We start from the raw sequence: 26,884 nt of genomic DNA on the forward strand, positions 1-26,884 counted from the left end.
AATACTGCTACATATAAATTAGAGGCAATCTTCTGCAGGGAAACGGCAATGCTGTGTCCCTACCTGAAAACTGCTGTAACAGTCAACAGTCAACAGTCAACAGTCAACCATTATCCAATTGAGTGCCGCACATCTTACAGAATTTAGCATTAGCATCGTGTACAGACCAACCGCAACCAGCACAAACCGTTTCTACTTGATTAGAAGTTTTAACTAACTGTTTAATCAAATCCCCCAATTGCCAAGGAATCAGAGCAATCCCCGTCAAAATCATCAAAATAGTCAAAAAACGCCCCGATTCCGAAATCGGAGTAACATCACCGAATCCCACAGTCGTCATCGTAACAACCGAGAAATAAACAGCATCCAAAAAAGTCCCAAAACCTTCGGGATTGGCCGGATGTTCCACTTGATAAATCAAACCAGAATACACAAAAATTATCGCCAGCAAAGTAAACAAAATCCGAGAGAAAATCACCCCATCTTCGCTGCTGATGCGAAAAACAGAATTTTTTAATTCCAGAAAGCGGATGAGCCGCAGAATTCTAAACCAGCGAAAAATCCGAATATAACTGACATTGACAAAACCCATAAAAAATGGTAATATCGCCAGCAAATCGACGATAGAAAAAAAACTAAAAATAAACTTAATTTTATAGTCAGCGCACCACAGCCGCAGTAAATACTCAACAGCAAAAACCACTAAAAGCGCAGTGTCGAGAGTTTCCAATCTAATTCTAACACGCTCTGAAATCGGGTAAGTTTCGGCGATAAAGCTGATGGAAGATAGGAGAATGAGTCCGGTAATAATTAAACTGACGGTTCTCCCTGTTGGTGTTTCAATGTCTTCTAGATAAAATGCAATTTGTTTGCGGTTTAACATAAATAATCTCTATTGTAGGCTGGACTTGGCGATTTAAATCGCGTCTACACAAACGAAGGACTTGGCGATTTAAATCGCGTCTACACAAACGAAGGACTCGGCGATTTAAATCGCGTCTACACAAACGAAGGACTCGGCGATTTAAATCGCGTCTACACAAACTTTCGTCCGCCTCCGCGGACTGAAGAATCAAGAATGTATTAAAGACATATTTAGTATAATTCCCGTAGGGGCGGGTTCACGCCTTGTCTTTAATACAAATGAGAAATTCTGTAAACCCGCCCCGCCCCAACCCACCGCTAATCGCGTAAAATATCGAAAGTGGGAATTTTAAATATCAGGTAATTATCGAACATGAGCATCGAATTAACGAAGGGCGATAGATTTAATATTTCTAAAGAAGCTCCTGATTTCAATAAAATTGCGATCGCCCTGGGATGGCAAGTCAGCCAAACAGCACAAAACTACGACATTGACGCATCTGTTTTCATGTTAGGCGCTGATGGTCGAATTCCCGATGAAAAATATTTTGTATTTTACAACAACTTGACATCGCCTGACGGTGCGGTGCGACATTCGGGAGACAATACAACGGGACAAGTTGAAGGCGATGACGAGACGGTTTATGTAGATTTGAGTCTGATCGATGCTGCTGTAGAGGAAATTGTGTTTGTTGTTACGATTCACGACGGACAGGAAAAAAAGCAAAATTTTAGTCAAGTCATAAATGCTTTTATCCGCCTTTATAATTTTGAGACTGGGAGCGAGCTGGTTCGCTATAATTTAAAAGAGGTTTTTTCGCAAGAGACGGCTTTAGAATTTGGACGTTTGTACAGAAAGAATGGTGAATGGAGATTTCAGGCCGTAGGACAAGGATATAATACTGGCTTACAAAGTTTTGTTGACAAGTATCATGTTGCAAAGGAAGTGAAAAGCACTGAGAATGTGGCTCATAAGCTTGATGATGCTGAGGTTGTGAGGCGATTTAGCGATCGGGTTGACAAGCAATTGCAGGAAGCAGCGGGAGAGTCTGTTACGAATCCTGTGAATGCTGATCATTTGAAAGCTGAGGAAGATGTTGATGATTCTGTTTCAGAAAGTCAGGAATCTGCTATCAGTGCTGAGGAATTTTGGCAGCGGTGTAGAGAGGGAGAACGTGATTTTAGAGGCGTTAACTTAGCAGGCGTAGATTTGAGCGGAAACATTATGAGTTCCCCCATTAGTTTCAGTCAAGCTAACCTGAGCAATGCCAACCTGAGTAATGCCAACCTGCAAGGAGCAAACTTGATAGGAGCTAATTTGAAAGGAGCTAATTTGCACGCAACAAACCTGCAACAAGCGGATTTGATTCAAGCTAATTTTAGTAACGCCAACTTGACTAAGGCAAATTTAAGTTATGCAAGACTCATTCAAGCTAATTTTAAAGAAGCTGAATTTAGCTGTGCACAATTGGTTGGTGCCAACCTGACGGCAGCAAATTTAATTAGAGCAAACCTAACTCAGGCAAGTCTTAATAGCGCTAATTTGACAGGAGCAGATTTAACTCAAGCAAATATCAAAAAAGCAAGCCTAATAGGAGCTAATCTGACAGGTGTGAAGTTGACAGGTGTAAGTTTTGCTGGTGTAGACCTGATGAACGTTAACTTGAAGGTGGCTAACCTTACAGGAGCAAGTTTTGTTGGAACTAACTTGCAGGCGAATAACCTCAGAGGTCTTGACCTGAGAGGTGTTAATCTTGTTGGAGTAAGTTTGGTTGGAGTAAACCTCGATCTCGTCAACTTGAGCGGGCAAAACTTAAGCGGGTTCAATCTCTGCGGAATTAGCTTGATCCGTGCCAATTTGAGTGAAGCAAACTTAAATTTAGCAGACTTGCGTGGGGCAAACTTGATGATGGCAAACCTAGAAAAAGCTAATCTGAAGCAGGCTAATTTGGCTGGAGCAAACTTAACAGAAGCAAAGATGGAAGGTGCAAAACTAACGGGCGCAATTATGCCAGACGGCAAAACTTACGAGAGAACTCGTAAATAAATTAATGTTTGTAGTAAGGACTTCACTCCTGATATTTATAGACTTAAGCACTGCGACTGAAGAAACCGGGTTTTTTGCCGAATCTGCGGACTGAAACGAAATATTATCGATAAAAAACCCGGTTTCTGGCCCCAGTGCGTTTAGTTGTTCAGTTGCCTTTTTCTAGGCTCGGAATGGGTCGGTTGTTTTTGAAATCTCATGGGCTTAGTAGTTATGATTTCAGAAGTAGGGTGCGTCAGCTTGGGGGATTTTTGCTAAAAACTCAGAATCTCATAACTGACGCACGCCCAAAATAAATGGTGCGTCAGAATTAGACTTTAGGTGATGATTGAAAATTATCTTTCCTGACGCACCCTACGGCTTTATTTCTCGAAGTTTTAACTTCAGTCCTTATATTTCTGGATTTAAGCACTGCGACTCTGAGAAACCGGGTTTTTGGCCGAATCTGCGGGCTGAAACGAAATATCTCGAAAAAACCCGGTTTCTGGGCCTCGTGTACTGGATTTAAGCGCTGCGACTCTGAGAAACCGGGTTTTTGGCCGAATCTGCGGGCTGAAACGAAATATCTCGAAAAAACCCGGTTTCTGGCCGATCGCGAAAATATGATCGCACTCCAAAGAAGCCCTTCCCACCTTTCCCCCTGTCTTCCTTCGCCCATGAAAGCGTCTTGGCGGTTCAATCCTCCTCATCCCCAGTTCCCCGCGCCTCTGTCAGCCATTACAATAAGTTGAGGAAAAAATCTTTACACATAAAAACTCATGCAGCTCAAGTCCACAACCCGCCATATTCGCATATACACCGCCATCCTCGAAGACAACGAACTCGTACCCAGCAACGATTTGTTGACGATCGACATTGACCCAGACAACGAACTCAACTGGAACGACGAGTCTGTCAAACAAATATATGCCAAATTTGACCAACTCGTAGACGCCTACGAGGGCGAAGATTTGACGGAATACAACCTCCGCCGCATCGGTTCAGAATTGGAGCACTTGGTGCGATCGTTCTTACAAAAAGGCCAAATCAGCTACAACCTCAACAGCCGGGCTGTCAACTACAGCATGGGACTTCCCCAAGTTGATGCCAAAATTCACCTCTAAAGCCAGAGGGAGAGAGCCAGAGGGGGAGAGGGGGAAAATCTTCGTTCTTCCTTCTTCGTTCTTCCTGATGACTGATGACAGTTGACAGCTTTAGTTAGTTGACTGTTGACTGTTGACTGTTGACTGTTGACTGTTGACTGTTGACTGTTGACTGTTGACTGTTGACTGTTGACTGTTGACTGTTGACAAATATTTGCTCTTCGGGGACAGCACTAATAACGGTTGGACGGTTGGACGTTCGATCGCTCTCTACAACACTAATGACCAATGACCAATGACTAATGACTAATGACTAATGACCAATAACCAATGACTAATGACCAATGACCAATGACTAATGACCAATGACCAATGACTAATGACTAATGACAAATGACAAATGACCAATGACTCGCTCAATCTTCCTTAGTATCTCTGATTTCTGCGTCTTTTCCGCTATTATTGGCAGCTACCGTACAATTGGGATCGTGCTGCAAAAACTGTTTTACCGCAACTTGGCGGTTGGTCATGAACTGCCCCCAAGCGCCAGGAAACAGCCCATCTAAGGTTTCCACCAGGGCCCAAACTTCGATATTCATCAGTTTGTAATAAAAACCGTGAGAATGCTGTATCTTAGTCAGCATTTCGTCTACCTCAAATGGAGGTAGTAGCTGCGGATCGGGGAAATTATTCTTGGGAATGGCGCTGGACTCATGTAGGGGCATGGTTAATAACTCAACAGCTTGCAGAGGCCGATCGGTCGATTTGAGATTTGAGATTGACTTGGCAGGTGAATCTGGGGGCTGGAACTAATATCTAATTTCTGGTGCTACTGATTACTTCAGTCGGGGACTTGTATCTGTATGCGGGTAAGGTTAAATTTAACTTTACTTGCTTGCACAGGACGATCGCAAGGCATCGATCGAGCGACGCTTGGCCAACCGAGAATTCATTATTTATACCAGCCGGCCCCGGTGACTTCTACGTACCTGCATCGTAACACTAGAGTCAGTCTAAAATCTCAATTTGCTTGAGGGTCGCGGTTTTCCAAGCGTCGCTCGATCGGGAAGATATTGACCGCAGCTTGCTTGCCCTGCTCTGCCCGCCCTATAGGGCGCCGTCGCGCCAGCGTCGCTCGATCGCTCTCTGAAACCCGATCGTCCGATGATTTATCGGGGCGCCAACAAAATGGTAGACTGTTGGTGTCATTACAAGACATTAAAACCTACCGCTCGACAGGGGGAAAGTCACGGCTAAAACATTGTCTGGAGATATCACCTTTGCGCTACCAAAGTCCAAAGGTGGTGAGCCTAGGAACCTGAAAAATCAGGAGATTAGCAGTGTCAAGTCTTAAGAATCTCCGCGTGTTCAGAAAGCGGGAGTGTAAAATAGTCGCCACGTATCAACCCATCGAGGTTCAAGGGCTAAAATAGTTCAGATCAGCACGGCCCAAAGGCGTCAGGAACCAAACATGCAAAACTCTGTGCCAAAACACTACTTGTGGGCTGTAGGTGAAGGGCTCAAAGCGTGTAAGCCCGGCGATCTGATTGCGGGTCGCTATTTGCTCAAGCGCGATCGACTTTTGGTCGATACTCAACCCGAACAGTTGCCGGAAATGCCCGAAGAGATTCCGAGTTCGATCGCTCCTTACCTGAGACTGTTTGCCTATCAATTGCACGTACCTCAAGTATACGGGCTGGTATCGTCCCGGCTCAGCAAGCTCTCAGGAGATATTTGGCTCTTGGAAAATGCGCCTATCTTGAAGGTGACGGAATCTTTAATGCCGGAATTGGCGGACTCCTGGAAAGGAACCCCCGCCATGCGACAGCTCAATTGGCTGTGGCAAATTGCCCAACTGTGGCAGCCTTGTATCGCTCAGGGCGTGGCTTCGACGCTGCTGACTCCAGAACTGCTGCGGGTGGAGGGGCAATTAGTTCGGTTTCTGGAATTGCAGCCCGATCGCAAACCGCCTAGTTTGTCACAATTGGGCAAATTGTGGCAGCAGTGGATCGATGATGCTAACCCGGCAATTGCCAATTTTTTGCGGCAGCTTTGCCAGCAAATGGTCGCAGGTCAAGTGCGCCACGGCGAACAACTGATGGGCCAGTTGGATAAAGCTTTGGCAAAATGCGGCAGATTTTACGATCGTACCGTTGAGATTGCCACGGGTACGGATGTCGGTAGAGCGCGGGCTCACAACGAAGATGCTTGCTATCCGCCCGATGGTACGGTGTTCTCAGGACTGCCGGGATCGTCGGCTTGCGCGATCGTCTGTGACGGTATCGGCGGACAAGACGGGGGCGAAGTCGCTTCGGAATTGGCGATTTCTGTACTGCGGGAAAAATTGCAGCAGATGCCCCTGCATCAAGCTAATTGGGACCCGCTGAGCCTGACTTCCAAGCTGGAACGGGCTGCTTGTGCTGCTAACGACAAAATAGCCGGTCGCAACGACACGGAACACCGCCAGGGGCGCCAGCGCATGGGAACTACCCTAGTTATGGCTTTAGCCCACATTCACGAACTCTATGTCGCCCATGTGGGAGACAGTCGGGCTTACTGGATTACCCGCACAGGCTGCTATCAAGTTACTCTCGATGACGATGTGGCTTGCCGCGAGGTGCGTTTGGGCTACTCTCTATACCGGGATGCTTTGGAACAAGTGGCCGCCGGAGCTCTGATTCAAGCTTTGGGCATTACTTCTTCTAACACTCTGCACCCGACTGTGCAGCGTTTTCCGGTGGATGAGGATTGCGTTTTGCTGCTGTGTTCCGACGGTTTGAGCGATAAAGACCGGGTTGAACAATGTTGGGAAGAGGAGATTTTGCCGATTCTCGACGGTAGCATTAGTGTGGCGAAGGCGCGCGATCGACTCATCGAGATTGCTAATACCAGAAACGGTCACGATAATGTGACTGTGGCTTTGATTCATTGTCAAGCACATTTGAGGGAAGAAAGCAATACTTTGACAGAATTGTCTGTTGCACCTTTAGATGTGCCGATCGAACAGAGTGCCGACAGCGACGACTTGCCCACGGATTTGACGGAAAGCACAGCCATTATCGGTGCGACTTCTGCACTGAAAACTCAGTTGGTACAGCCGGACAAAGGCAAAAGTCCTTTTTCGCTGCTGGTGAAAATTGTATTTTTGTCGGGTTTGGGAGGTGTATTTGCTTATTTTTTCATTCCTCCGGTGGGTCGGGCGATCGATACTGCCGGGGAGTCGCTTTTCGGTCAACGCCGTTTAACTAATCCTATAAGCGGGCCGGGGAAAACTGTTGAATCTGTACCTTCTGCGGTCAAGTCTTTAGAAAAAGGCTCGTTTATAGAGATTAAAAATTCTGCGGTTGGGGAATTGGGGAAAGAGGGCGATCGCTTGGATTTGCGAGCCGCAATCGGTGAGTCGCCTGTCAAAGGAACAGTCCCTATCGGCAGCGTTTTGCAGGTAACAAACAAACAGCTTACGCCTCAAGGCAACTGGCTGGAATTGAAAGTTTGTTCTATTCCTGAAATAGCGCGATCGAACTCTCCCAAACCCAAGTCAAATAAAGATTTTTCTCTTGTTTCAAAACCCGCCGTCATTCCCTCGGACGCTGCGACAAGTCCGTCACCTTCTCCCGCTACGGCAAGTCCGTCGCCTTCTCCCGCTCTGAAGCCAACACCGTCAGGAGAAATCCGCAACCTGCAAGCGGGGGACATCGGATGGATTCAAGAACAAGAAGCCGTTTCTAAGGTAGCAACTAACGCGATTGCCAACCCCACTCAACAGGGGAAATGCGCGGTTGGTTCTGACTCTAGTCCCAATGCTGCTAATTAAACTGTTAAGGCTTAAGTATATCGATCAAATTTAATGAAGTTACCAATAAACATTACATAGGTCGGGCGGGTGGCACCAACAATCTTTGAGTCACATTCACAATATCTATAAACCAGCTCCACCCGCGAAATAAAAATTATAACAGGCAATTCAAGGAACATGATATGATATGATTTTACAATATCAATCAATGCGGTTCACTTAAAAAGAGTCCGAACAGAGGAACGAAGCAATCTCCGTATCTATTTTAAATCGGTTTTCCCTGTTGTTATATCTTAAGTGAACCATATCGGAATATAGATATTTGAGATTTTGGATGGAATTATTACCAATATAAAATCTCAAATATTTAACAAGTGTTAACCTAATTTCTTAGATACTTCTGCAAGTTTAGTGACCATTTGAGATACAGCTTTGTCAACGGCGGCGCTCAAAAGTCCATCTTCATTGCTGCTGCCGGAATTGCCGCCAATGCCTCTGACAGAAAAATTGGAATCGCTTTGATCTGCTTCTCCGACTGCTTTAGCCGTCGCCAGAATGTCTCCGGAAGCTGTACCAATTAACCGCACGTCTATTTGCACAGTAGCTTTGGTTTTTTGCGAACCGCCGCCGATGCCCATGAAACTGCCGCCGCCGGATTGTTTGTCAATATTAAACTTGGTAATCGTGCCGATGAGTACGGCGTCAACTCCTAGTTTTTTGCCGATTTCGGCTGCTGTACCGGCATCCATGGTACCTGTGCGATTTTCTTGTTTGAGGACTTGTTCGAGCTTGCTGCGATCGACTACTGTATAAGTGCCGTTGTTCACGAGTTCGTTGATTAGGAGTTCGCTAATGCCTTTGGCTGCGCCGACTCCTCTGTAGGAACTGTAATAGCTGTTGGTAGTGCCGTAGTCGAAATCCATGACTACTAAGCGTTTTTTGGCCGTAGCTTGGGCGAGTTGGTTTGCGGGTTTGATGGTGGCTGGTGTGGCGATCGCACTGACTGAAATGCCGCCTAGCATTAGCGTAGCGAGGGAAATGCTGGTTAGACGAGATATGGTGGTTGTTTTCATGAATTTGTCCTCACATTTATTTTGTTCCGACTCTAGAATACTTCACGGAACCCCCGGATGTCAGGGTTTGGGGTGAGGATGTCGGAATGGGCGATCGGGCTTCACTTTGTTATGACGCTAAAAATCTTTAATTTTTGTTAATTAACAGCAGATAAAAATAGAAACATACCAAGACTGCGATCAATGTTTCAATCCCTAATATTCGATACTTTCTTACCATAAAGAATTGGTTTAAAGTCTCTCCCTGATCGGGAGAAATTAAAATCAGACGATTCATTACTCCAATCCTCTTCCTTCTTTTGTCAACTGCTTTCCTGTCAACTGCCAACCCCTCGACTTCGCGGGCGGGCTCTTCTGTCAACTGTCAACTCTTCGACTTCGCTCAGCGCAAGCTGTCAACTCTTCGACTCCCCTCGACTTCGCGGGCGGGCAAGTCGCGAGCGCGCAAGCTGTCAACTCTTCGACTCCCCTCGACTTCGCGGGCGGGCAAGTCGCGAGCGCGCAAGCTGTCAACTGAATGAAGCCCCAGCCTCCATAAAACCCATCAACCAATTAGCCATCGTCGCCCTGCGAGTCTGTCTCGGCCCGAATTCCCCAATCTTATAGCCCTTAAACCCCAGTTTTTCCTTCAGCAACTGCTTATTTTCTGGAAGAGTCGATCGCGTCAATTTCACCGTCGCAGGCCTAGAATCAATAAAATCCGGCGGTTCTGGATAATCTGTGCGCCACTCGCTAGCAACATCAGCGCTGTTCCACTTACCAGTCTCGGCATCAAGGCGGTAGCCCAGATACAGCCAAACTAATCTGTTAACAGCAGCATCGTCCATTTCTTCATTGAGAATAGCCCAAATAATTTCGTTATTGAGTGGTGGCAGTTCAGACATAATTCCAGTGGGATCTGAGAACTTTCAAAAAATTGAATTTAGATAATTCTAGATTTTAACCTGACTTGCTCAGTTCTGAATGCAAAAAATCTTTTAACACCCGAATTATCCCTGTAAAGTGCGCTATGCCGACTAATTCTTAAAACTCTTGTGGGGTGGGCTTCTAGCCCGCCCCCAAAATTAAATCTAAATGTGCAAAAACTTACTTACCCAAAATTCCGTCTTTCTCGGCCATCGACAACATCAAATCAATCACGCGGTTAGAATAACCCCACTCGTTGTCATACCAGGAAATGACCTTAAAAAACTTAGAATTCAGTTCAATACCCGCACCTGCATCAAAAATGCTCGATCGCGCATCGCCCTGAAAATCCGTCGAAACCACAGCATCCTCAGTATATCCAAGAATACCCTTCAGTTCGCCAAGAGACGCTTTCTTCATAGCATCGCAAATTTCTTTATAGCTAGTTTCCTTCCCCGTTTTGAAAGTAAGGTCAACCACAGACACATCAGGAGTCGGCACCCGCAAAGCCATACCAGTCAACTTTCCTTTCAATTCCGGCAACACCAAACTAACAGCCTTCGCCGCACCCGTCGAAGAAGGAATAATATTTTGAGCCGCACCGCGTCCTCCCCGCCAATCTTTTTGGCTGGGCCCGTCTACAGTTGGCTGAGTAGAAGTCATCGCGTGAACAGTCGTCATCAAACCTTCTTCAATACCGAAATTATCATTGATAACTTTGGCAATTGGTGCTAAACAATTAGTAGTGCAGCTAGCATTAGAAACAACAGTATCTGTAGCCGGGTTAAATTTGTGGTGGTTGACGCCTACTAGAAAAGTGGGAACTTTTTCTGGGTCTTTAGTCGGTGCAGAAAGTATTACTCGTTTTGCTCCCGCCGTCAAATGTTTTGAGCCACCGTCAAAATCTGTAAACAATCCCGTAGATTCTACAACATAATCCGCACCAGCTTTACCCCACGGCAATTCTGTGGGATTTCTAATCGAAGTGCAGGGAATAAAACGTCCGTCAACCACAATCCCGTCTGGTTTCCCTTCAACTTCGCCGTCATAAATGCCGTGGGTAGAGTCGTATTTGAAAAGATAAGCTAGGTTTTCTGGTGAAACTAAGTCGTTAATGCCAACAAATTCGATGTTCGGGTTTTTGATGCCGGCACGCATGACTAGCCGTCCGATGCGACCAAATCCGTTAATACCGACTTTTAATGCAGCCATGTTTAAACTCCTATTGAAAATATCGCTAGTCGATCGCGCGTTAGCGAATCCCGCCCCTACGGGGGCTGCGCCAACGAAGAGGATCGCCTGTTGTGGCTTAGAATTTACCACGATTACTGATTTTTGTAACTGATTCTTTTCTATCTCTTAAGAATTCTGAATTCGACGGCGACGCAGAGCAATTCATCCTGAAATCACCGCAGGCTAATGGTTGATGGCTGATGGTCGATTATTGTAAAATTGCTATAACAGACACAGATTTTTTTTCAAAATTGCTTATTTTAAATCAAGCTAAATTCAGTTGACAGTTGACAGTTGACTGTTGAGGGCGACCTCTCCCGGTCAGGAAGAGGATTGGAGTAATGAATCGTCTGATTTGAATTTTTCCTTACAAGGGTTCCGGCTTTCAACCAATTTTTTCTGGTAATAATAGCAATTTTAAGAAATCTTGCAGAATCAGAAATTAGAGGTTTTTACCTGTAGGGAAACGGCACTGCCGTGTCCGGCTGGGAGTGTGCCAATGACAGATAATTTATATACGTTAACAGTTGACAGTTGACAGTTGACAGCTTGCCCAGAGCGGAGTCGAGGGGTTGACAGCTTGCGCTGAGCGAAGTCGAAGAGTTGACAGAAGATCCCCGAGCGAAGTCGAGGGGTTGACAGTTGACAGCGAAGTTTTTAGGCAGGGAATTTAAGCCCCTGCCTAAAAACAATCTACCTAAAGGTGGGGGCTTAAATCCCCTGTGATGACGGTTAATAACAGTAGCAACAATTTTTTACTCATAGACTCATAGTATCAGAAAGAATTTATCCAAAAGTGGCAGATACGCGAAAGGACACGGCATTGCCGTGTCCCTACACATGACCTACAATCTATAGGTAGCTCTACTTTTGAGAATTGGTACAATCACAAATGAGCGATCGTAAATGAGGTTGAAAGTTGGCGAGTTCTCTACAGCACTAATGACAACTGACCACTGACAACTGACCACTGACAACTGACAACTAACAACTGACTAATCACTACCCACGCACTTAGTCGTGAGCAATTCCACCGCATCCGAAATAAAACACGCCCCGCCAAACTTATTTAGCACTGGTCTAATATTTTCTGCAACTGCCGATATTTTGTCGGGTTCGCAAAAAGCCAGCACATAAATATTATCCAGCATACTCATTGCTAAATCGTGCGATTTACGTCCCCTCGTGCTTTTGCCGGCGACACCGCGAATCACCGAATAACCGGGGACGCCAGCTTTGTCTAAACCATCTAAAATCTTTGGGAGCTCCACCGAGTTCGCAAAAATTTCTATTCTTTTAACTGCGTCCATAAGTTCACCTCCAAAACATATTGATTCCGTATAAATACATGGGAATGCCTATAACGATGTTAAACGGAAACGTCACTGCTAAGGCTGTTGAAATGTAAAGACTTGGGTTAGCTTCGGGAACTGTCAGCCGCATTGCTGCCGGTACTGCAATGTATGAAGCACTTGCACACAATACGGAAAATAGTAGGCTATCTCCCGGCGGCATTCCGATTAGTTTTGCTATCACTAAACCGACTCCGGCGTTAACTATAGGAATTAGGATTGCAAAGCCGATTAGGAAAAATCCTGTTTCTTGCAAATCTTTAATTCTGCTAGCAGCAACTAGCCCCATATCTAGCAAGAAAAAAGTCAGAACGCCGTAAAATAAATCTTGAGTAAAAGGACTCATAACTTCCCAACCATGTTCTCCTGTCAGTATCCCCATAATGAGGCTACCGACTAGCAGAAAAACTGAACTGTTTAGGAAAGCTTCTCGCAGCACTTCTAGCCAAACTATTTCGCGTTTTCCTTCTTCTCCACCGAATACGCTGACAAGAATTAGACCGACAATAATTGCAGGGGATTCCATTAATGCTAGCGCTGCTACCATGTAACCGTCAAAGTCTATTCCTAGTTCTTTGAGGAATGAAGTGGCGGTGATAAAGGTGACGGCGCTGATGGAACCGTAGGTGGCTGCGATCGCCGCGGCATTGTAGGAGTCGAGTTTGATTCTCAGTATGAAAAAAGTATAAACTGGCACAAGGGCTGACATCAGCATGGCTGCCAGAATTGTCAGGGCTACTTGCTGGTTTATTCCGCTGCGGGACAGTTCGACGCCGCCTTTAAATCCGATCGCAAACAGCAGGTACAGCGAAAACAGTTTCGGGATGGGTGCCGGAATTTCTAAATCAGATTTTAGGAAAATCGCCAGCATTCCCATGAAAAAAGCTAATACTGGTGGATTTAAGATATTTGACGCTACGAGACTCAAATCCACGATCTGTCACTCCCATTTTTGATTTTTTTAATATTACTTCATAAATAATTGTTGCACGAGAAGGGATAAATACAGCGATCGATATCTGGGAATGGCAATATATCTTCCTAAATAGGGTTGCAGACGCGCAGCGCACACCCTACAGAAAGTAAGATGTGCGCTGTTCGCACCCCGGGGCTAAGTATTTTTCGCTAACTAAGCGGTTGCCAAATAAGACTCTAGAGCTTCCGAACCGCCGATCAACTTGCCGTCGATAAACACTTGCGGCACGGTTGTAGAGCCAGTCACTGCCCGGAGCGATCGAGTTGTGACATCCCGGCCCAAGACGATTTCTTCATAATCCAAGCCCTTGTCAGTCAGCATCGCCTTAGCCTTGGCGCAGAAGGGACAGCCCATTTTTGTAAACAGCGAAACTACTTTCGGCTTAGCTGCTGAAGAGTTGATGTAGTGCAGCATCGTCTCGGCATCGGACACTTTGAAAGGGTCGCCCGGTTCCTCCGGCTCAATAAACATTTTTTCAACCAAGCCATCTTTGACCACCATCGAATAGCGCCAAGACCGCTTCCCAAAGCCTAAATCTGTTTTATCTACCAGCATTCCCATGCCTTCAGTAAATTCACCGTTACCGTCGGGAATTAAGGTAACATTATCTGATTCTTGGTCTTTTGCCCACTCGTTCATCACAAAAGTGTCGTTGACGGAAATACAAACGATTTCATCTACGCCATTTGCTTTGAAAACTTTCGCCAATTCGTTGTAGCCGGGGAGGTGCGTTGACGAACAGGTGGGAGTAAATGCTCCCGGTAGCGAGAACACAGCTACGGTTTTCCCTGCAAACAAATCATCCGTGGTGACATCCACCCACTCGTTGTCTTTGCGAGTGCGAAACGTAACTTTGGGTACTCTTTGACCTTCGTGGTTCGTCAGCATGATTTTGAATCCTTGGCTACTTGGGTTAAATTTCTTTGCTTGCTATAGCGTACTCATAACGAGTATGACTTGTCAAGGGGGGCAGGTTTTTTCTTGGGACTCGGGCGCGGGGCAGTCAGTGGCTTGTTTTGGCGACAGTTTGGGGATGGAGAAGATTGAAAAATTGCTGTTTAGGGCGATCGCAAATTCTGTCTCCATGCCTTTGCAGCAGCTAACGGATTAGGATTTTTCACACATTCTGTCAACATATCGATATCGAGTTCCGGTAGTAACTCGCTGTTTGTAATTAGTTCATAACCGCAGTTCGACACAAATTCAACCGGAATCTCTTCTCGCAAATGGTAGATCGAAAATCGGTCATTTCGCCAGAACCAAACCTCTAGCACATTCAACCTTCTATACAATTCCAGTTTATTAATGCCACCACTGGTAACAATCACTTCAATTACCAAGTCTGGGAATTCTTTATCTGTCCCAATACAGTAAGCTTCATCCGGTTCTGTACCGCCAGTTTTTTCTTCTTGTCGCAGAGTTGTAGACCCAAAAGGGAAATATTCGATGTCAGCTTCTATAAAGTAAATTTCTAGCAGATTTCCAATGCCAGTTTTGCGAGTTTCATGGCGGCGAGAAGGTGACATAATTTCTAAAACTCCATCTAAATAAGTAACTCGATATCCCGCACTATCTCCAATCCGATCCAGCAGTGTCTCGTATTGTTGCCAGTTCACCCTATCCATGATGTAGCGCTCTTCAGAATCTTGGCGTTGGAGTGCTTGTTCCTTAAGTAATGTATCTAGCTCTATCGTCAGCATTGGTATTACCTCCTTTTATCAGGTTCTGTCGATTACTATAACAAAAACGGTTCGTAGTACGGACTTTAGTCCGCTCCAATGCTGCGGACTAAAGTCCGCACTACGAACTTTATGGATTGCAGACATCGTTTTAGCAGACGGCGGTTGAAACCGCGTCTACACAAACGATGTCTGCCTCCGCAGACTGAAGAGACTAACCAAAGTTAAATCGCCTTTTCTTCAACCTGCGGAGGCAGGTTTTGTTTGTTTAGACGCGGTTTCAACCGCCGTCTTATCTTATTTATTTCCAATCAAACTTTCGCCCCAAATACTCCTCTAACTCCTGATTGTAAGGTTTAAAATAATTATTCAACAGCTCGCGAACCGACTTATTTACCAGCGGGTAAGCACCAGGATTCGCATTTTGGTATTCAGACAATTGATATTCCGGCAACTGTAAAAATGCTAAAACTTGCTGGACAGTCGCCGCCGCAGCTGCATACAAATCTTCGCTTTGCAAAATTAACAACTGTTCTCGGGGAAAGAAAGCCAGCCAATTTTTAATGAACTCTATATACCTACCACGAGCTAAATAATTCCCCGGTTCCTCGCCGATGATGTATTCTGGGTTTTGATTCAACCGTTCAATTTCGTCGCTAATTGCCCGATCGAGCGATCGCGCTTCCCAGTTTAAGTCCTTTAAGCGGTAAAAATGAGAAATCGCGCGATCGACCGGATTTCGCAACAGCACCATCAGTTTCGCCTCTGGACACGCGCTGTAGAGACGTTCCGGCGCTTCCCGAGAGTCAAAATAGCTCGGACTTGCCTCGCCCGTTACAAACTCCTCTCCCTCGGGCATTAGGGGAAAATGAGCCAAATACCAATCAATCCCTCTGTGAAAGTGCCAGGAAAAAAAATCCATCTCCTTTTTAATCGGACTCAAAACTTGCGGGTGTTCAGCTAAATAAGTATACAAAGAAGTCGTCCCGCACCGCTGAGAACCAATAATTATAAACTTAGGAAATTTGACTTTATTTTGTGGAACAGGCATCTTGCCTGTCTCTATCTTTTGTGGCACAGGCATCTTGCCTGTCTCCATATTTTGTGAAACTGGCATCTTGCCTGTCTCCATATTTTGTGGAACAGGCAAGATGCCTGTTCTTTTACTGAGAATAGATCCAAAAGTTTGCTTATAACTAACAGTTTGATAATAGCTAATAGCCTCAGCAATATTACCTTGTCTAGTCAAAACCTCCCCCAAATTCAAATAAGGCCAAAAAGCCTCAGGTTGAGCATCAACAACTGCGCGGCACAAACTCTCAACTCGATCTAGCTTGTTTTGCTCAACCAAAACTTCCCACAAATTGTAATAAAACCACCAAGGAAGATCGGGATTTATTGCCATTGCTTGCAAAAAAGCCGCCGCCGCTTCCTCCCCATATTTTTGGTGGCTCAAAACAGCACCTAAATTGTAATAAGACCAGCAATCATTCGGTTTTTGGGCGACTGTGGCACGGGCTGAGGCTAAAGCGCTAACGCACTTTTTTTGCTCCTGCAACAACCGATCCAATTCCGCTGATCCTTCGGCACAATCTGGTATAAATGTCAAGAGTATTTGGTAAAGAATAATTGCGCTTTTTGGGCCATGATACTTTACTAAACTTCTTCCTAAATCCACATAAAATCCCAGATTTTCCGATGTAACTTGCAACTGACATTGTTCTAACAGCGACTTTAAATCAGACTTTGTTTGTCCGAGAGCATATCCCAACTTCTCGTAAATTCCCGGCAAATTTCCGTCAATTTTAACAGCCTGTAAATATGCAACAATAGCTTCATCCCAATCTTTGAGTTGAGTTAAAGCATCGCCTAAATTGCAGAAAGACCAAGCAAAATCAGAGTTAAGCGCAATCTCGCAGCGGTAAGCAGCCGCCGCCTCTTCCCATTGCCGAAGTTTCAACAAAGCATCGCCCAAATTGTGATAAGACCACGAAAAATCAGGATTTAACTCAACAGCTTTTTTATACGCGGCGACAGCATCTTCCCAGCGTTCTAATTTCAGCAAAACATCGCCCAAACCGTGATGAGACCACGAAAAATCCGGCTTTAATTCAACAGCTTTCTGGTAAGCAGCAACAGCGTCATCAAACCTACCGCTTGATAGGAGAGAATTTCCTAAACTGTGATAATCATCGTTATTCATGAAAAATCCCTGCCAGATTGATTAACCTCTCCAGCGACTTTACCTCCACCCGCATATCTTTATGTCCTGGGTATTTCTGAGTTTGGTCATCAAACAATTCAGCAATTAAATAATAATGTTCCAACTCACACAAATTGCTAATAGTCCAAAAGCAGATTGGCACATAAATCGGTGAAAAAATCTCAATTACTTTAGTTCCCGGACTACAAAAAACTAGATTTGTCAATCCGGCGCCGTGAGGTGCTACAACTACTTTAGCCGCAGCCAAACACCGGGCTTGTTCGGCTACCGACATCGTTTCTAGCTTGACGGTACGAAACCCAAACTTTTCCAAACAGCCGACAACCTCTTCTTCGTTGACAATGCGTCGGTACGATGCTTTTCCTCGACTGATATAAATTCGTTCAGAATAATTTGTGTTTGGCGAGGGCTGTTCGTGTAGAAACATTCGTTTCAAATATTCGCACTTCCATTTAGAGGTTCCCGCAGCACCGTCACAAATTGATGGAACTATTAATTTATCTGCTGTCAAGTGCGGCAGGTAGCGACTTTCTAAAATTTTATCTTGTGGGATTCCTAAAGTATTTAAGGTTTCTTTTTCGTAAGCCGAATTGCAAGCATTGACAACAAACTTATCTATATTTTCTATTAAACCGCTGCGCTGCAAAAGCTCGAAACGCGTAATCACATCAAACATCCAGTGAAAATAAGCTGCGCCTCCCCAGCGAGCAGATAAAAAAGCCACATTTCCCTCGACGTGTTCGGCGGTAAGCAGTTTGTCGGAAGTTATGACTAATTCTGGGCAACCCGTGGAAATATCGGTAACAAGTTTATTGTCTGAAGTAATGGCGCAGGTAGTAGCAATATCTGCCCAAGCTCGGCCGTTTGGGATGACGGTAACAAAAGATTTTTTAATATAAAAAATTTCATCTTCCCAGCACTTACAATCGGTATCGATTGTTTTTGAATCAGATAATTTGATTTGAGTTTCTGGATAGATGTCAATGCAAGTAATGCTCGGATCTGATTCGGCTGCAATTGCCAAAGATTCTGTAAATCCACAGTATTTTTTGAGAAAGCTTAAGGGCAACATTTTATAGCCGAATTTGATGATGTCGGCTTCATCTACTTCTCCTTTTTGTTCCAAAACATGAGCTATATGATAGTAAACTCCAAATAAATCGGGTTTAATTTGCAATGTTTGAACCAAAGTAGATATTGCCCGACCCCACTGTTTTTGTGCAATGAAAGTCAAACCCAATCCTTCGTAACACCAACAGGATTTTGGTTCTAGATTGATGCCTTGTTCGTAAATTGCGATCGCCCTTTCCAATTCCCCTTGCTCCCGCAAAGCATCCCCCAGCTTCTTGTAAAGCCAACTGTGTGCGGGTTCTAGCTCAATAGCACGGCTTAAAGCAACCGCTGCTTCCGGCCAATTTTCTTGTTGTTCCAGAACTTCCGCCAGACTGTGGTACAGCCAACAATCATCGGGATTTAATTCAACAGCTTTGCGGTAAGCCGCCGCCGCCTCTGACCAATTTTCTAATGCAATAAAAGCCTTACCCAATCTCTCGTAAGACCAACAAAAATCGGGATTTAGTTCCATTAATTTGCGGTAAGCAACAGCAGCTTCCTCCCACTCAGAAAGCTCCACCAGCACCTCGCCTAAACTGTTGTAAGTCCAACAAAAATCAGGGTTTAACTCAATCGCCTTGCGGTAAGCAGCAGCGGCTTTGTCGTATTGCTCGATCGCCTGCCAAGTTTCCCCCAAAAAGTGGTGAGACCAACTAAAATTAGGGTTGAGTGCGATCGCCCTTTGGTAAGCCGCCCCAGCTTCCTCATATATTTCTTGCTTTTGCAGACTTTTACCCAACTTGTGGTAAGTTAAGTAATTGCCAGACTTAATTTTAATCGCTGTTTCGTAGCGTTCGATCGCCGCATCCAAATAACCAGCATCTGTCGCTGCATCGCCCAGCTTTTCCCAACCCAGAGATAGCAGAGTTTGCTCCTCGCCCAAACTTTGATTGGCAACTTTTTTGACAATCAGTTGATAGCCTTTGTGAACTACTTCTAACTGACTCGCAAACATCTCCAGAAAAACATCAATTCCAATTTTAGTATCTTGCTCCGGGCTGTCGGAAAACGTAAACTCGTAATCGTCAAAAATCATCAGCCCCCCAACTTTCACCAACCTCCAAGATAAAATTGCATCTTGCAGGGCGCTGGTAGGTTTGTGACAGCCGTCAACGTAAGCAACATCGTAAAAATATGAATCCAAGTTTACTAACAAATCTTGAGAGTAACCTTCTAATTCAATTATCTTCTCAGCAAATCCAGTTTTAACAATATTGCCCTTAAAAGTTTCTTGAAAATACAAGTCGATGCAAGTAATTTTTGCCGTAGGATGAGTTAAAATATTATCCAGCAGCCAGCAAGCCGACATTCCTTGAAAGCTGCCGATTTCGACAACTTGAAAATCGGCAATTCCTGTAAGCGGCTGTAAATGACGTTGCCAAAGAGGAATATTGTGGGTAAACCAATCTTGGGTAAATTGATAGTTTTTGGCCGCACATTCAGGCCAATTCCTCAAGGCGCTAGCCTGTTGATGGCAAACGATCGCTTCTTCCAATTCTCCTAATTGCGGTAAAATATTGCCTAAATCGTTGTAAGCCTTAGAATTGCTCGGATCTGTTTCAATTTGGGTGCGGTAGGTGGCTATTTGTACATACAACTCCTGTTGTTTCGTGCGAACTTCATCGAGTGTGGCGACAACTTCCGCAGCCTTGGGGTCGATCTGCACTGCCATGCTATAAAATACGATCGCACCTTCGAGCTGCTTCTGTTTGGCTAACCTGTGGCCTAAATTTATAAAAAACTCCGCTCCATCTAACTCTATTCCCAGTAATTTGTGGTAAACTTTTCCGCTAGGAAGTAGCTCAACAGCTTGACAGTAAGTTGCGATCGTGTTTTCTAAACCGGATTCGCTGCGCTTCCTCAAAACATATCCCACTCTCTGATTAATTCCCCTCAAATTGGGTTCTAGTTGAATCGCGCGCAGGAAAGCAGCAACAGCTTCATCCCAGGAGCTTTCGCAGGTTAAGGCAATTCCCAAATTGCAATAAAACCAGGGAATATCTGAATTTAGGGCGATCGCCTTGCGGTAGCAAATCGCTGCTTCTTCCCACAGATTTTTGTGCGCCAAAGCTTCGCCTAAATAATTGTGCGCCCAATAGGAATTATGATTGATTTGCAGAGTGTGGCGGTAACATTCAATTGCTGCATCAAACTCGCGCTGCTGCACAAAAACGTTGCCCAAACCAAGGTGAGCGCGAGCGTAATTCGGATTGAGATCCAGGCTGGTGCGGTAACAAGCGATCGCGCGATCGCATTCTCCTCGCTCCGCCCAAGTTTTACCCAAACTGTGGTAAGATTCAAAAGAATCTGGATTGATCGCAATGGCTTGGCGGTAATTGGCGATCGCCTCATCCCAACGCTTCTGGCTGATGAGCATTTCCCCCAAATTGTGATATGCTGTTGCCAGATTGGGATTTAACTCGATTGCCCGCGAATAACACTCGCTGGCGCGATCGAAATCTGCCAATTCCACAAAACTATTTCCCAGAGTGACGTACTCGTCAGCAGTTGCCCAATTCGGCTCGATCTTAAAAGCTTCATACCAACACTTTGCAGCTTCTTCTCGCTTGTCCAACTGCGTCCAAACTCTCGCCAAAAGTCGGTAAGCAGCCGCAAAATTCGGAGCTAGGGCGATCGCTTTTTCGCAACTTGCGATCGCCTTTAACCACTGTTTCCCTTGATAATACAAACTGCCCAGATTAGCGTAAACTTCCGGCAAATTAGGATTGCGATCCAGTGCCGCTTCATACCACTGCTTAGCCTGTTCGATTTCACCTCGAACCTGCATTACCTTTCCCAACGTCTGGCAAGCTACGGCCAAATTCGGTTCCATTTTCAACGCTGACTCGCAAGCAGCAATTGCCTCATTTAACCTACCTTCGGCTAAATGAACTTCTGCTTGCCGACTCAAATCAACCGCTGCCTTTTCCATCTTCTCAATCGAGGGCATAATTAAACTTGCTCCAGACACCAACTAACCCAAACCAACCACCTCAACCATCCTTTTCAGCGAACTTACGTTCACCAAAATATCCTCAGTTAACGAATTTTGATACATTAACTGTCTAATAGGATAGCATTCAAAAGCCTCGCCCGCTAAAAAGTAATGTTCCAACTTCAGATATTGACTGATTCCCCAGTAATAATGACCGATATAATGAGGAGATACCAACTCAATTACTTTAGTTCCCTGTCGGGAAAAAATCGTATTTGTCAAGCCGCTGCCGTGGGCGGCGACTATCACCTCAGCATGGTAAAAATGAGCAATTTGCTCTGCCAAAGACATCGACTCTGGCAAAATAGAAACAAACCCAGATTGCTCCAAAACCTCAACAACATCCTCCTCGTTCAAAACTCGCCGATATCTCGCTTTGCTGCGGCTGATGTAAATGCGTTTTGGATAGTTTGAACCAGGTATAATTACCTTGAAAAATTCCCGCCGCAAAAAATCGATCGCCCACCCCGAAGCCCAGCCCAAATAGCCCGCAAAAGCAGGTACAATCAACTCGGTTGCTTGCAGGTGAGGCAGGCGATCGCTCTCCAATAATTTCTCTTCAGGAATCCCCAGCATCCTCAGACTTTCCCGCTGGAATTCGTGCTGGCAACTGTTAACCAAAAACCAATCAATATCCGCAAAATCCCTACCGCTTTGTCGCAGCAATTCAATCCTCGGCAAAACGTCTACCATCCAGTGAAAATAGACATTTCCCGACAAACCAGAAAGCACCGCCACGCTGCCATCAATTTGCTTTAAAGGTGGAAACGATTCTAAATTAAAAACGCTGTGTTTTCTCAAATCGTGCTTTTCACATCCCGGCAACAAACCAGGATAATCTCTCGACACATCAGCCAACAAATAGTTGTCAGGAGTTATGACAGCAATCGCCTTACAAATCAGCCAATAATTTTGCTGAGGCACAATCCAAACTCGCCCCTTGGGAATTGCCGCCACAAAAGTCTTAGGCGCCTCCACAGGTATCGGTTGCGAGTTAGATAAACGGCAAACTCCCCAGCCCAAATGCACCGGATCGAACCACTTAGAAATTCGGTGCAAGCACAGCCCGCAAGTTAAACCACCGCATTCGGAATTTTCTAACTGCGATTCTTTCAGCACAAATTGGGAAGGCGACATATTTTCGACACTGGCTTCTGGTGCGGATTCCCAAACTATCTCAACATAATTTTCCGCATCCAATTGAGCATTAACCAACCAATCCCAACTCGACAAATAAATACCGCAAGGAGGTTTGATATAATTGCTATCTGGTAAACTAAAAGTAGATTTTTTCCACTGTTTAGGCTCTCCATACCCGTGCAATTGCAATTCTAAAACCTGTTGGTAATAATCGATCGCCCGTTGCCAATTTCCCTGTTTTTCCAGCAGTTTCGCCAACTCAAAATTAACTTGGGGTAAAGCAGGTTGAACCGTCAAAGCCATGCGGTAAACTGTAACAGCCGCATTGAACCTTTTTTGCTTTACCAAACAATTGCCCAGCCGCCAGTAAAGCTCGGTATTTTTAGGCTGAATTTGCAAAGCTTTTTGGTAATAAGCGGTGGCTGATTCATATCCGCCGTACTCTGTTAAAGTATTGCCCAGATGCAGGTAAGTTTCTGCTAGATGATCGCAAATTTCAGCAATTGGTAATCGGGAATCGGGAATTGGGCATCTCGCCCTGAGCGAAGTCGAAGGGTGGGCATTGGGCATCTCGCCCTGAGCGAAGTCGAAGGGTGGGCATTGGGTATTCTCTTTCTTCTTCCTTCTTCCGACTTCCATCGGACTTCTTCCTTCTTCCTTTACTTTTAAATCCGTTACATCCGCTACAAAATTCGTTGCCGAACTTCCCATCAGTGCTGTCAGAAATCGATCGCACGCCGCGATCGCCCTTGACAATTCATCATCCTCTACAGCAACAACTTGCCGTCTTTCTCCCCAACGGCAGTAAGCCTCAACAAAATCGGGCTTGAGAGCTATTGCTCGCTCAAAGTAAGGCATCGCTTCCGCGATCGATCCCAAAACCATCAAAGAAAATCCGGCATCGGTATAGCCCGAAATATGCTCGGGATTGAGTTCGACTACCCGATCGAAACAAGCCACCGCCGCCGAATGTTCTCCCTGCATTTGCCAAGCTTTGCCCAAATTGTAATGAGCCAAAACCATCTCCGGCTCCAACTCGATCGCCCTCAGGTAACAGCCGATCGCCCTTTCGGGACTTTTTTCCAGCAATACCTGCCCCAAATTATTGTGCAGCGTCGCCCAATCCGGCTTAATTTCCAGCGCCCGCTCGTACACTGCGATCGCCTCGGTGGGGCGATCGTCCTTGAGCAAAATCGCGCCCCAATTGCTGTAAGCTTCCACGTAATCCGGTTGTTTGGCGATCGCCTGACGGTACGTATCAATTGCCGCTTCTAGCTGATTATTTTCTTCTAAAACCACGGCCAGATTGTAGAAAGCCTGGAGATAATCTGGTTTTTGGGCGATCGCCTTTCGATAACATTCGATCGCCCCCAACAAGTTACCCTGCTTGTGAAAAACATTTCCCAAGTTATAATGAAGCTGCATCCAATCTGGCTTCAAATCCAGAGCTTGCTGGTAATGAAACACCGCCTCATCCAGCCACGAATAATCGCTGTAAAGTTGACCCAAATAAGCGTGAGCCAAGAAAAATTGCGGCGAAATCTCTAAAGCTTTGACAAAAGCGTCTCTGGCGGCCGTCGGGTCGCCGCTGGCTGCGAGGATTTCGCCTAAAGTTGTATAAGCTAGCGGCGAAAATGGGTGCAGTTCGATCGCCCTTTGACAAAAATCGAGCGCCTCTGTTAGCTTCCCCCGCTTCAAATCGACTTGGGCTTGCCGGATGTATTCTTCAGTGGTCATTGCTTGCGGTACATTTGCGGTTGCTTTACCGCTTCATGAAAACCTATAAATTTTGATTTTAAAATTTTTTGTGTATATTTTGCCGATCGGGCGATCGACTGCTTCAGACAATAACGAGTATCAAACTCTGTAAACTTAGTGGCGTTTTACTTCCTATCTTGAAGCTTTCAACTTCGTTGTGCAACGGGCACAACGAAGTTGAAAGCTTCAAAAACTCTCACTGCTGCGGGAGAACAGCCCCGGATACGATCCGGTGTCCTCCCACCCAGCCAGTTTTTTTTAGAACAACTCGAAGTTGTTTCTGGTGCCGGTGTTAACCGCTGCCAGGTTAAGTCCTGTTTGCAGTTGAGCGATCGTTTGCACGCCGCCGGCGCCGTTGTAGAACAACAAACCGCTTTGCGGGTCGTATACTACCTTGTTCGCGGTATTTGCTGTGGCGCTGTTGGCGTTGAAACCGGAAACCACAATAAAGTCCGTAGCATCGAAGCTGCTGCCCAGGCCAGGGAAAGCACTCGCCTTGAGACGGATCTTATCTTCAGCAGGGTTAAAGTCGGTAATTGTGTCTAAACCGTTACCGTCTACGCCAGCAGGAGATGCGAAGTAGAAGGTGTCGCTGCCAGCACCGCCGGTCAGGACATCAGCGCCTCTGTCGCCCGAGATAAAGTCATCGCCAGCGCCACCGTCTACGGTGTCATTATCTCTGCCACCGTAGAGGCTGTCGTTGCCGTCGCCACCGCTAACTAAATCGTTGCCTTTGCCGCCCAACGCTGTGTCGTTGCCGGCACCGCCGAAGATTCTGTCGTCGCCGTTGTCGCCAGAGAGGAAGTCATTGCCAGCATTACCGTCGATCACGTCAGAACCTTTGCCCCCAAAGATTCTGTCGTCGCCGCTGCCGCCATCGACCACATCGTTGCCAGTACCTGCAAAGATATCGTCGTTGCCAGCGCCACCGCCGATACTGTCATTGCCGCCGCCGGAAATAATCAGGTCATCGCCACCGCGACCTGAGATGACATCATTGCCCCCAAAAGTCAGGATGATATCAGCTTGTTCGGTGCCGAGCAGCCTGTTATCGCCCTGAGTACCGATCACGTCCAAACCCCTGGTAGGGTTTTGAACTGAAGATACTGGCGTTGTTGGATTAGTTACCTGTGTCATTTACACTCCTCCTAAAAGATGAATCACTTTTCTACAATACACTTTTCCCTCCAAAGGGATTCAATAAATGGAACCGGACATCGGTTGAGACCCTAATTGACCCGGCTGCTATAAGCTGTCATGTAATTTAATTTGTCAGCAGGGATCTCGGGAGTGCGAGTTGAATCCTGTATTCGTCGAGCAGCAAATATCGGTTGTTTCCTGCTCTTGACTCTCGACTCCACAATTCCCTCCTCTAAGACGAAAATATTCCAGTTAAACGTTTGTGAGTTTACCATAACGAGCTTGGGTGCGGCTAGTCATTTTTCCAACAGTAGCCGAGAAATAACATCAGATACCATTTTTTAGGGAAGTATACTCTCAAAATTGAGAATTTGCACCGCAGTGGTTGGTAACTGTCGATCGCCTGCTAGTTCGATCGCCCGCAATGGCGCTGTAACTGAGTTAGCGATTTTTCATCCCCAGACTCTCGTTGACTTGACTTTTGAGTTATCTCAATAGTTCCCCACCAATTAAAAATTTTTAGCTGGATTTCTACACCAGCCCAAGCACGAGGCTGGCTTGTCGATCGCGCTTCGGCCGAGAATGCAATTTCAAGCGCTGCTTTTAGCGTTTTTAGTCGCAAGCGCCACCCGAACTCGCCCACACATTTCCAGACACACTCTTGAGGCCGCTACTTGGCGTTTTCTACGGATATCCGTCGCTTTCTTTTACAGCTTTTGGCGAACCAACCCGGTTTCTCAAGCAAAATAAGTGATTTCAGAATGCAGCGGCGCTGCGATCGTAATTCCCCAACCGCGATCGGCATCAATCATCCCCCATATCAAGTCTCAAATCTAATGGTATGAGTTATCTGTTGGTTCGGAACACAGCAGACTTAGAGCCTAGTCTCAAAAAACTGAGGTTTAAATTTGAGATTTGAGATTGGCGGATCGATACCTCATATGAAACCTCAAATTGGTATAATAAATTGTCAAAATAGCTACCGCAGGCGACACGCTTGTTTGTAGTGAAAATTCTTTTTTTTTTGTGGGGTATTCCTTGTAGCCTGCTGTGGAAATTTTATTAAAATGACTTTGGCATTGGAATTCAAGTCTAGTGTCAAACACAGAAATATGCGATCGCTAGCTTAGCCAGAGTTTTCAGAGACTTTCCCGGGCTTGTCAACAGCATTTTTTTGTGAGAGTGCGAAGGCGCCAGATCGTAGTTTAAAGTTTACCTGAGACAGTTGACACAAGAACCCCAAAAGCCACTCGTTGGGCTGATTTCACAGGGCGAACTCTACCTCGAAGGAAGAGGATTGGAGTAATGAATAGTCTGATTTGAATTTCAGGCTTACAGGGATTGGGTTTAAACCAATTCTTCCTAGTAATTTTTCCTGTAATTTGATGATATAATTTTAAGTAAAAAAATCAATTTATTATTGTTTGTATTGCTAATTGTCAACTCGCAGCGGCTCATTAACAATTAACAATTTTCCCGAAATTTGGTGCGAGATTCATAGACAAG

Annotated in this window: 20 protein-coding genes; 3 read left to right on the forward strand and 17 right to left on the reverse strand. The window is 45.5% G+C overall.

The window, feature by feature from the left end; translation table 11 throughout:
• Positions 1-103 precede the first annotated feature (103 nt).
• Entirely contained in the window at positions 104-883 is a 780-nt protein-coding gene (locus tag QZW47_RS00300; protein WP_293121962.1) for an ion transporter, read from the reverse strand.
• Between the two features lie 354 nt (positions 884-1,237).
• Here QZW47_RS00300 and QZW47_RS00305 point away from each other — a divergent pair, with 354 nt between their 5' ends.
• Together QZW47_RS00305 and QZW47_RS00310 are read left to right on the forward strand one after the other, a co-directional pair.
• Positions 1,238-2,911, forward strand: coding sequence for a TerD family protein (locus tag QZW47_RS00305; RefSeq protein ID WP_293121965.1), 1,674 nt, complete (start codon positions 1,238-1,240; stop codon positions 2,909-2,911).
• 758 nt (positions 2,912-3,669) lie between these two features.
• The gene (locus QZW47_RS00310; protein WP_293121968.1) at positions 3,670-4,014 is read left to right on the forward strand and encodes an NAD(P)H-quinone oxidoreductase subunit M; all 345 of its coding nucleotides are present in this window, start codon (positions 3,670-3,672) and stop codon (positions 4,012-4,014) included.
• 94 nt (positions 4,015-4,108) lie between these two features.
• On the opposite strand, the gene QZW47_RS00315 is transcribed toward QZW47_RS00310, so the two are convergent.
• The 3 genes from QZW47_RS00315 to QZW47_RS00325 all read right to left on the reverse strand — a co-directional run bounded on the left by QZW47_RS00315 (position 4,109) and on the right by QZW47_RS00325 (position 5,212).
• Positions 4,109-4,282: a hypothetical protein gene (locus QZW47_RS00315; RefSeq protein ID WP_293121972.1), complete on the reverse strand. Its 174-nt coding sequence runs from the start codon at positions 4,280-4,282 to the stop codon at positions 4,109-4,111.
• 127 nt (positions 4,283-4,409) lie between these two features.
• The gene (locus tag QZW47_RS00320) at positions 4,410-4,718 is read right to left on the reverse strand and encodes a hypothetical protein (RefSeq protein ID WP_293121974.1); all 309 of its coding nucleotides are present in this window, start codon (positions 4,716-4,718) and stop codon (positions 4,410-4,412) included.
• A 296-nt stretch (positions 4,719-5,014) separates the two neighbouring features.
• The gene (locus tag QZW47_RS00325) at positions 5,015-5,212 is read right to left on the reverse strand and encodes a hypothetical protein (protein ID WP_293121977.1); all 198 of its coding nucleotides are present in this window, start codon (positions 5,210-5,212) and stop codon (positions 5,015-5,017) included.
• Between the two features lie 264 nt (positions 5,213-5,476).
• Between QZW47_RS00325 and QZW47_RS00330 the strand changes: the two genes are divergently transcribed.
• Positions 5,477-7,807: a protein phosphatase 2C domain-containing protein gene (locus QZW47_RS00330; protein WP_293121980.1), complete on the forward strand. Its 2,331-nt coding sequence runs from the start codon at positions 5,477-5,479 to the stop codon at positions 7,805-7,807.
• 359 nt (positions 7,808-8,166) lie between these two features.
• Here QZW47_RS00330 and lptE read toward each other — a convergent pair whose 3' ends face one another.
• From lptE to QZW47_RS00395, 13 genes are all read right to left on the reverse strand, one after another.
• A complete protein-coding gene (gene lptE / locus QZW47_RS00335) occupies positions 8,167-8,862 on the reverse strand; it encodes an LPS assembly lipoprotein LptE (protein ID WP_293121983.1) in 696 nt (231 codons plus the stop codon).
• A 127-nt stretch (positions 8,863-8,989) separates the two neighbouring features.
• Complete coding sequence (locus QZW47_RS00340) at positions 8,990-9,223, reverse strand: hypothetical protein (RefSeq protein ID WP_293121985.1); 234 nt, start codon at positions 9,221-9,223, stop codon at positions 8,990-8,992.
• A gap of 148 nt (positions 9,224-9,371) precedes the next feature.
• Positions 9,372-9,746, reverse strand: coding sequence for a DUF1823 family protein (locus tag QZW47_RS00345; protein ID WP_293121988.1), 375 nt, complete (start codon positions 9,744-9,746; stop codon positions 9,372-9,374).
• 202 nt (positions 9,747-9,948) lie between these two features.
• On the reverse strand, positions 9,949-10,980 hold the full coding sequence (gap, locus tag QZW47_RS00350; protein ID WP_293123343.1) for a type I glyceraldehyde-3-phosphate dehydrogenase: 1,032 nt from the start codon (positions 10,978-10,980) through the stop codon (positions 9,949-9,951).
• A 1,016-nt stretch (positions 10,981-11,996) separates the two neighbouring features.
• On the reverse strand, positions 11,997-12,311 hold the full coding sequence (locus QZW47_RS00355) for a P-II family nitrogen regulator (RefSeq protein WP_293121992.1): 315 nt from the start codon (positions 12,309-12,311) through the stop codon (positions 11,997-11,999).
• Positions 12,312-12,315: 4 nt separating this feature from the next.
• Positions 12,316-13,287 carry a sodium-dependent bicarbonate transport family permease gene (locus QZW47_RS00360; RefSeq protein WP_293121995.1) on the reverse strand — a complete coding sequence of 324 codons (972 nt, stop codon included), beginning with the start codon at positions 13,285-13,287 and terminating at the stop codon, positions 12,316-12,318.
• Positions 13,288-13,482: 195 nt separating this feature from the next.
• Positions 13,483-14,217 carry a glutathione peroxidase gene (locus QZW47_RS00365; protein WP_293121998.1) on the reverse strand — a complete coding sequence of 245 codons (735 nt, stop codon included), beginning with the start codon at positions 14,215-14,217 and terminating at the stop codon, positions 13,483-13,485.
• Between the two features lie 170 nt (positions 14,218-14,387).
• Positions 14,388-15,029 carry a Uma2 family endonuclease gene (locus QZW47_RS00370; RefSeq protein ID WP_293122001.1) on the reverse strand — a complete coding sequence of 214 codons (642 nt, stop codon included), beginning with the start codon at positions 15,027-15,029 and terminating at the stop codon, positions 14,388-14,390.
• A gap of 280 nt (positions 15,030-15,309) precedes the next feature.
• Positions 15,310-17,211, reverse strand: a complete 1,902-nt coding sequence (locus QZW47_RS00375; protein ID WP_293122004.1) for a tetratricopeptide repeat-containing sulfotransferase family protein — start codon at positions 17,209-17,211, stop codon at positions 15,310-15,312.
• Entirely contained in the window at positions 17,204-21,295 is a 4,092-nt protein-coding gene (locus tag QZW47_RS00380; RefSeq protein WP_293122007.1) for a tetratricopeptide repeat protein, read from the reverse strand. Before QZW47_RS00380 ends, QZW47_RS00375 begins: the two co-directional genes overlap by 8 nt.
• Positions 21,296-21,319: 24 nt before the next feature.
• Positions 21,320-24,217: a tetratricopeptide repeat protein gene (locus QZW47_RS00385; protein WP_293122010.1), complete on the reverse strand. Its 2,898-nt coding sequence runs from the start codon at positions 24,215-24,217 to the stop codon at positions 21,320-21,322.
• A gap of 279 nt (positions 24,218-24,496) precedes the next feature.
• Positions 24,497-25,375, reverse strand: a complete 879-nt coding sequence (locus QZW47_RS00390) for a calcium-binding protein (RefSeq protein ID WP_293122013.1) — start codon at positions 25,373-25,375, stop codon at positions 24,497-24,499.
• Between the two features lie 409 nt (positions 25,376-25,784).
• Positions 25,785-26,021: a hypothetical protein gene (locus QZW47_RS00395; RefSeq protein ID WP_293122016.1), complete on the reverse strand. Its 237-nt coding sequence runs from the start codon at positions 26,019-26,021 to the stop codon at positions 25,785-25,787.
• Positions 26,022-26,884 lie beyond the last annotated feature (863 nt).

Origin of the sequence: Microcoleus sp. bin38.metabat.b11b12b14.051, assembly GCF_013299165.1 — a bacterium.
Classification (GTDB): Bacteria; Cyanobacteriota; Cyanobacteriia; order Cyanobacteriales; family Microcoleaceae; genus Microcoleus.

Bases quoted from the DNA above. Each gene is read 5' to 3' on its own strand.
- QZW47_RS00300 (WP_293121962.1), bottom strand. From the start codon at position 883: ATGTTAAACCGCAAACAAATTGCATTTTATCTAGAAGACATTGAAACA.
- QZW47_RS00305 (WP_293121965.1), top strand. From the start codon at position 1,238: ATGAGCATCGAATTAACGAAGGGCGATAGATTTAATATTTCTAAAGAA.
- QZW47_RS00310 (WP_293121968.1), top strand. From the start codon at position 3,670: ATGCAGCTCAAGTCCACAACCCGCCATATTCGCATATACACCGCCATC.
- QZW47_RS00320 (WP_293121974.1), bottom strand. From the start codon at position 4,718: ATGCCCCTACATGAGTCCAGCGCCATTCCCAAGAATAATTTCCCCGAT.
- QZW47_RS00325 (WP_293121977.1), bottom strand. From the start codon at position 5,212: ATGTCTTGTAATGACACCAACAGTCTACCATTTTGTTGGCGCCCCGAT.
- lptE (WP_293121983.1), bottom strand. From the start codon at position 8,862: ATGAAAACAACCACCATATCTCGTCTAACCAGCATTTCCCTCGCTACG.
- QZW47_RS00345 (WP_293121988.1), bottom strand. From the start codon at position 9,746: ATGTCTGAACTGCCACCACTCAATAACGAAATTATTTGGGCTATTCTC.
- gap (WP_293123343.1), bottom strand. From the start codon at position 10,980: ATGGCTGCATTAAAAGTCGGTATTAACGGATTTGGTCGCATCGGACGG.
- QZW47_RS00355 (WP_293121992.1), bottom strand. From the start codon at position 12,311: ATGGACGCAGTTAAAAGAATAGAAATTTTTGCGAACTCGGTGGAGCTC.
- QZW47_RS00365 (WP_293121998.1), bottom strand. From the start codon at position 14,217: ATGCTGACGAACCACGAAGGTCAAAGAGTACCCAAAGTTACGTTTCGC.
- QZW47_RS00370 (WP_293122001.1), bottom strand. From the start codon at position 15,029: ATGCTGACGATAGAGCTAGATACATTACTTAAGGAACAAGCACTCCAA.
- QZW47_RS00375 (WP_293122004.1), bottom strand. From the start codon at position 17,211: ATGAATAACGATGATTATCACAGTTTAGGAAATTCTCTCCTATCAAGC.
- QZW47_RS00380 (WP_293122007.1), bottom strand. From the start codon at position 21,295: ATGCCCTCGATTGAGAAGATGGAAAAGGCAGCGGTTGATTTGAGTCGG.
- QZW47_RS00385 (WP_293122010.1), bottom strand. From the start codon at position 24,217: ATGACCACTGAAGAATACATCCGGCAAGCCCAAGTCGATTTGAAGCGG.
- QZW47_RS00390 (WP_293122013.1), bottom strand. From the start codon at position 25,375: ATGACACAGGTAACTAATCCAACAACGCCAGTATCTTCAGTTCAAAAC.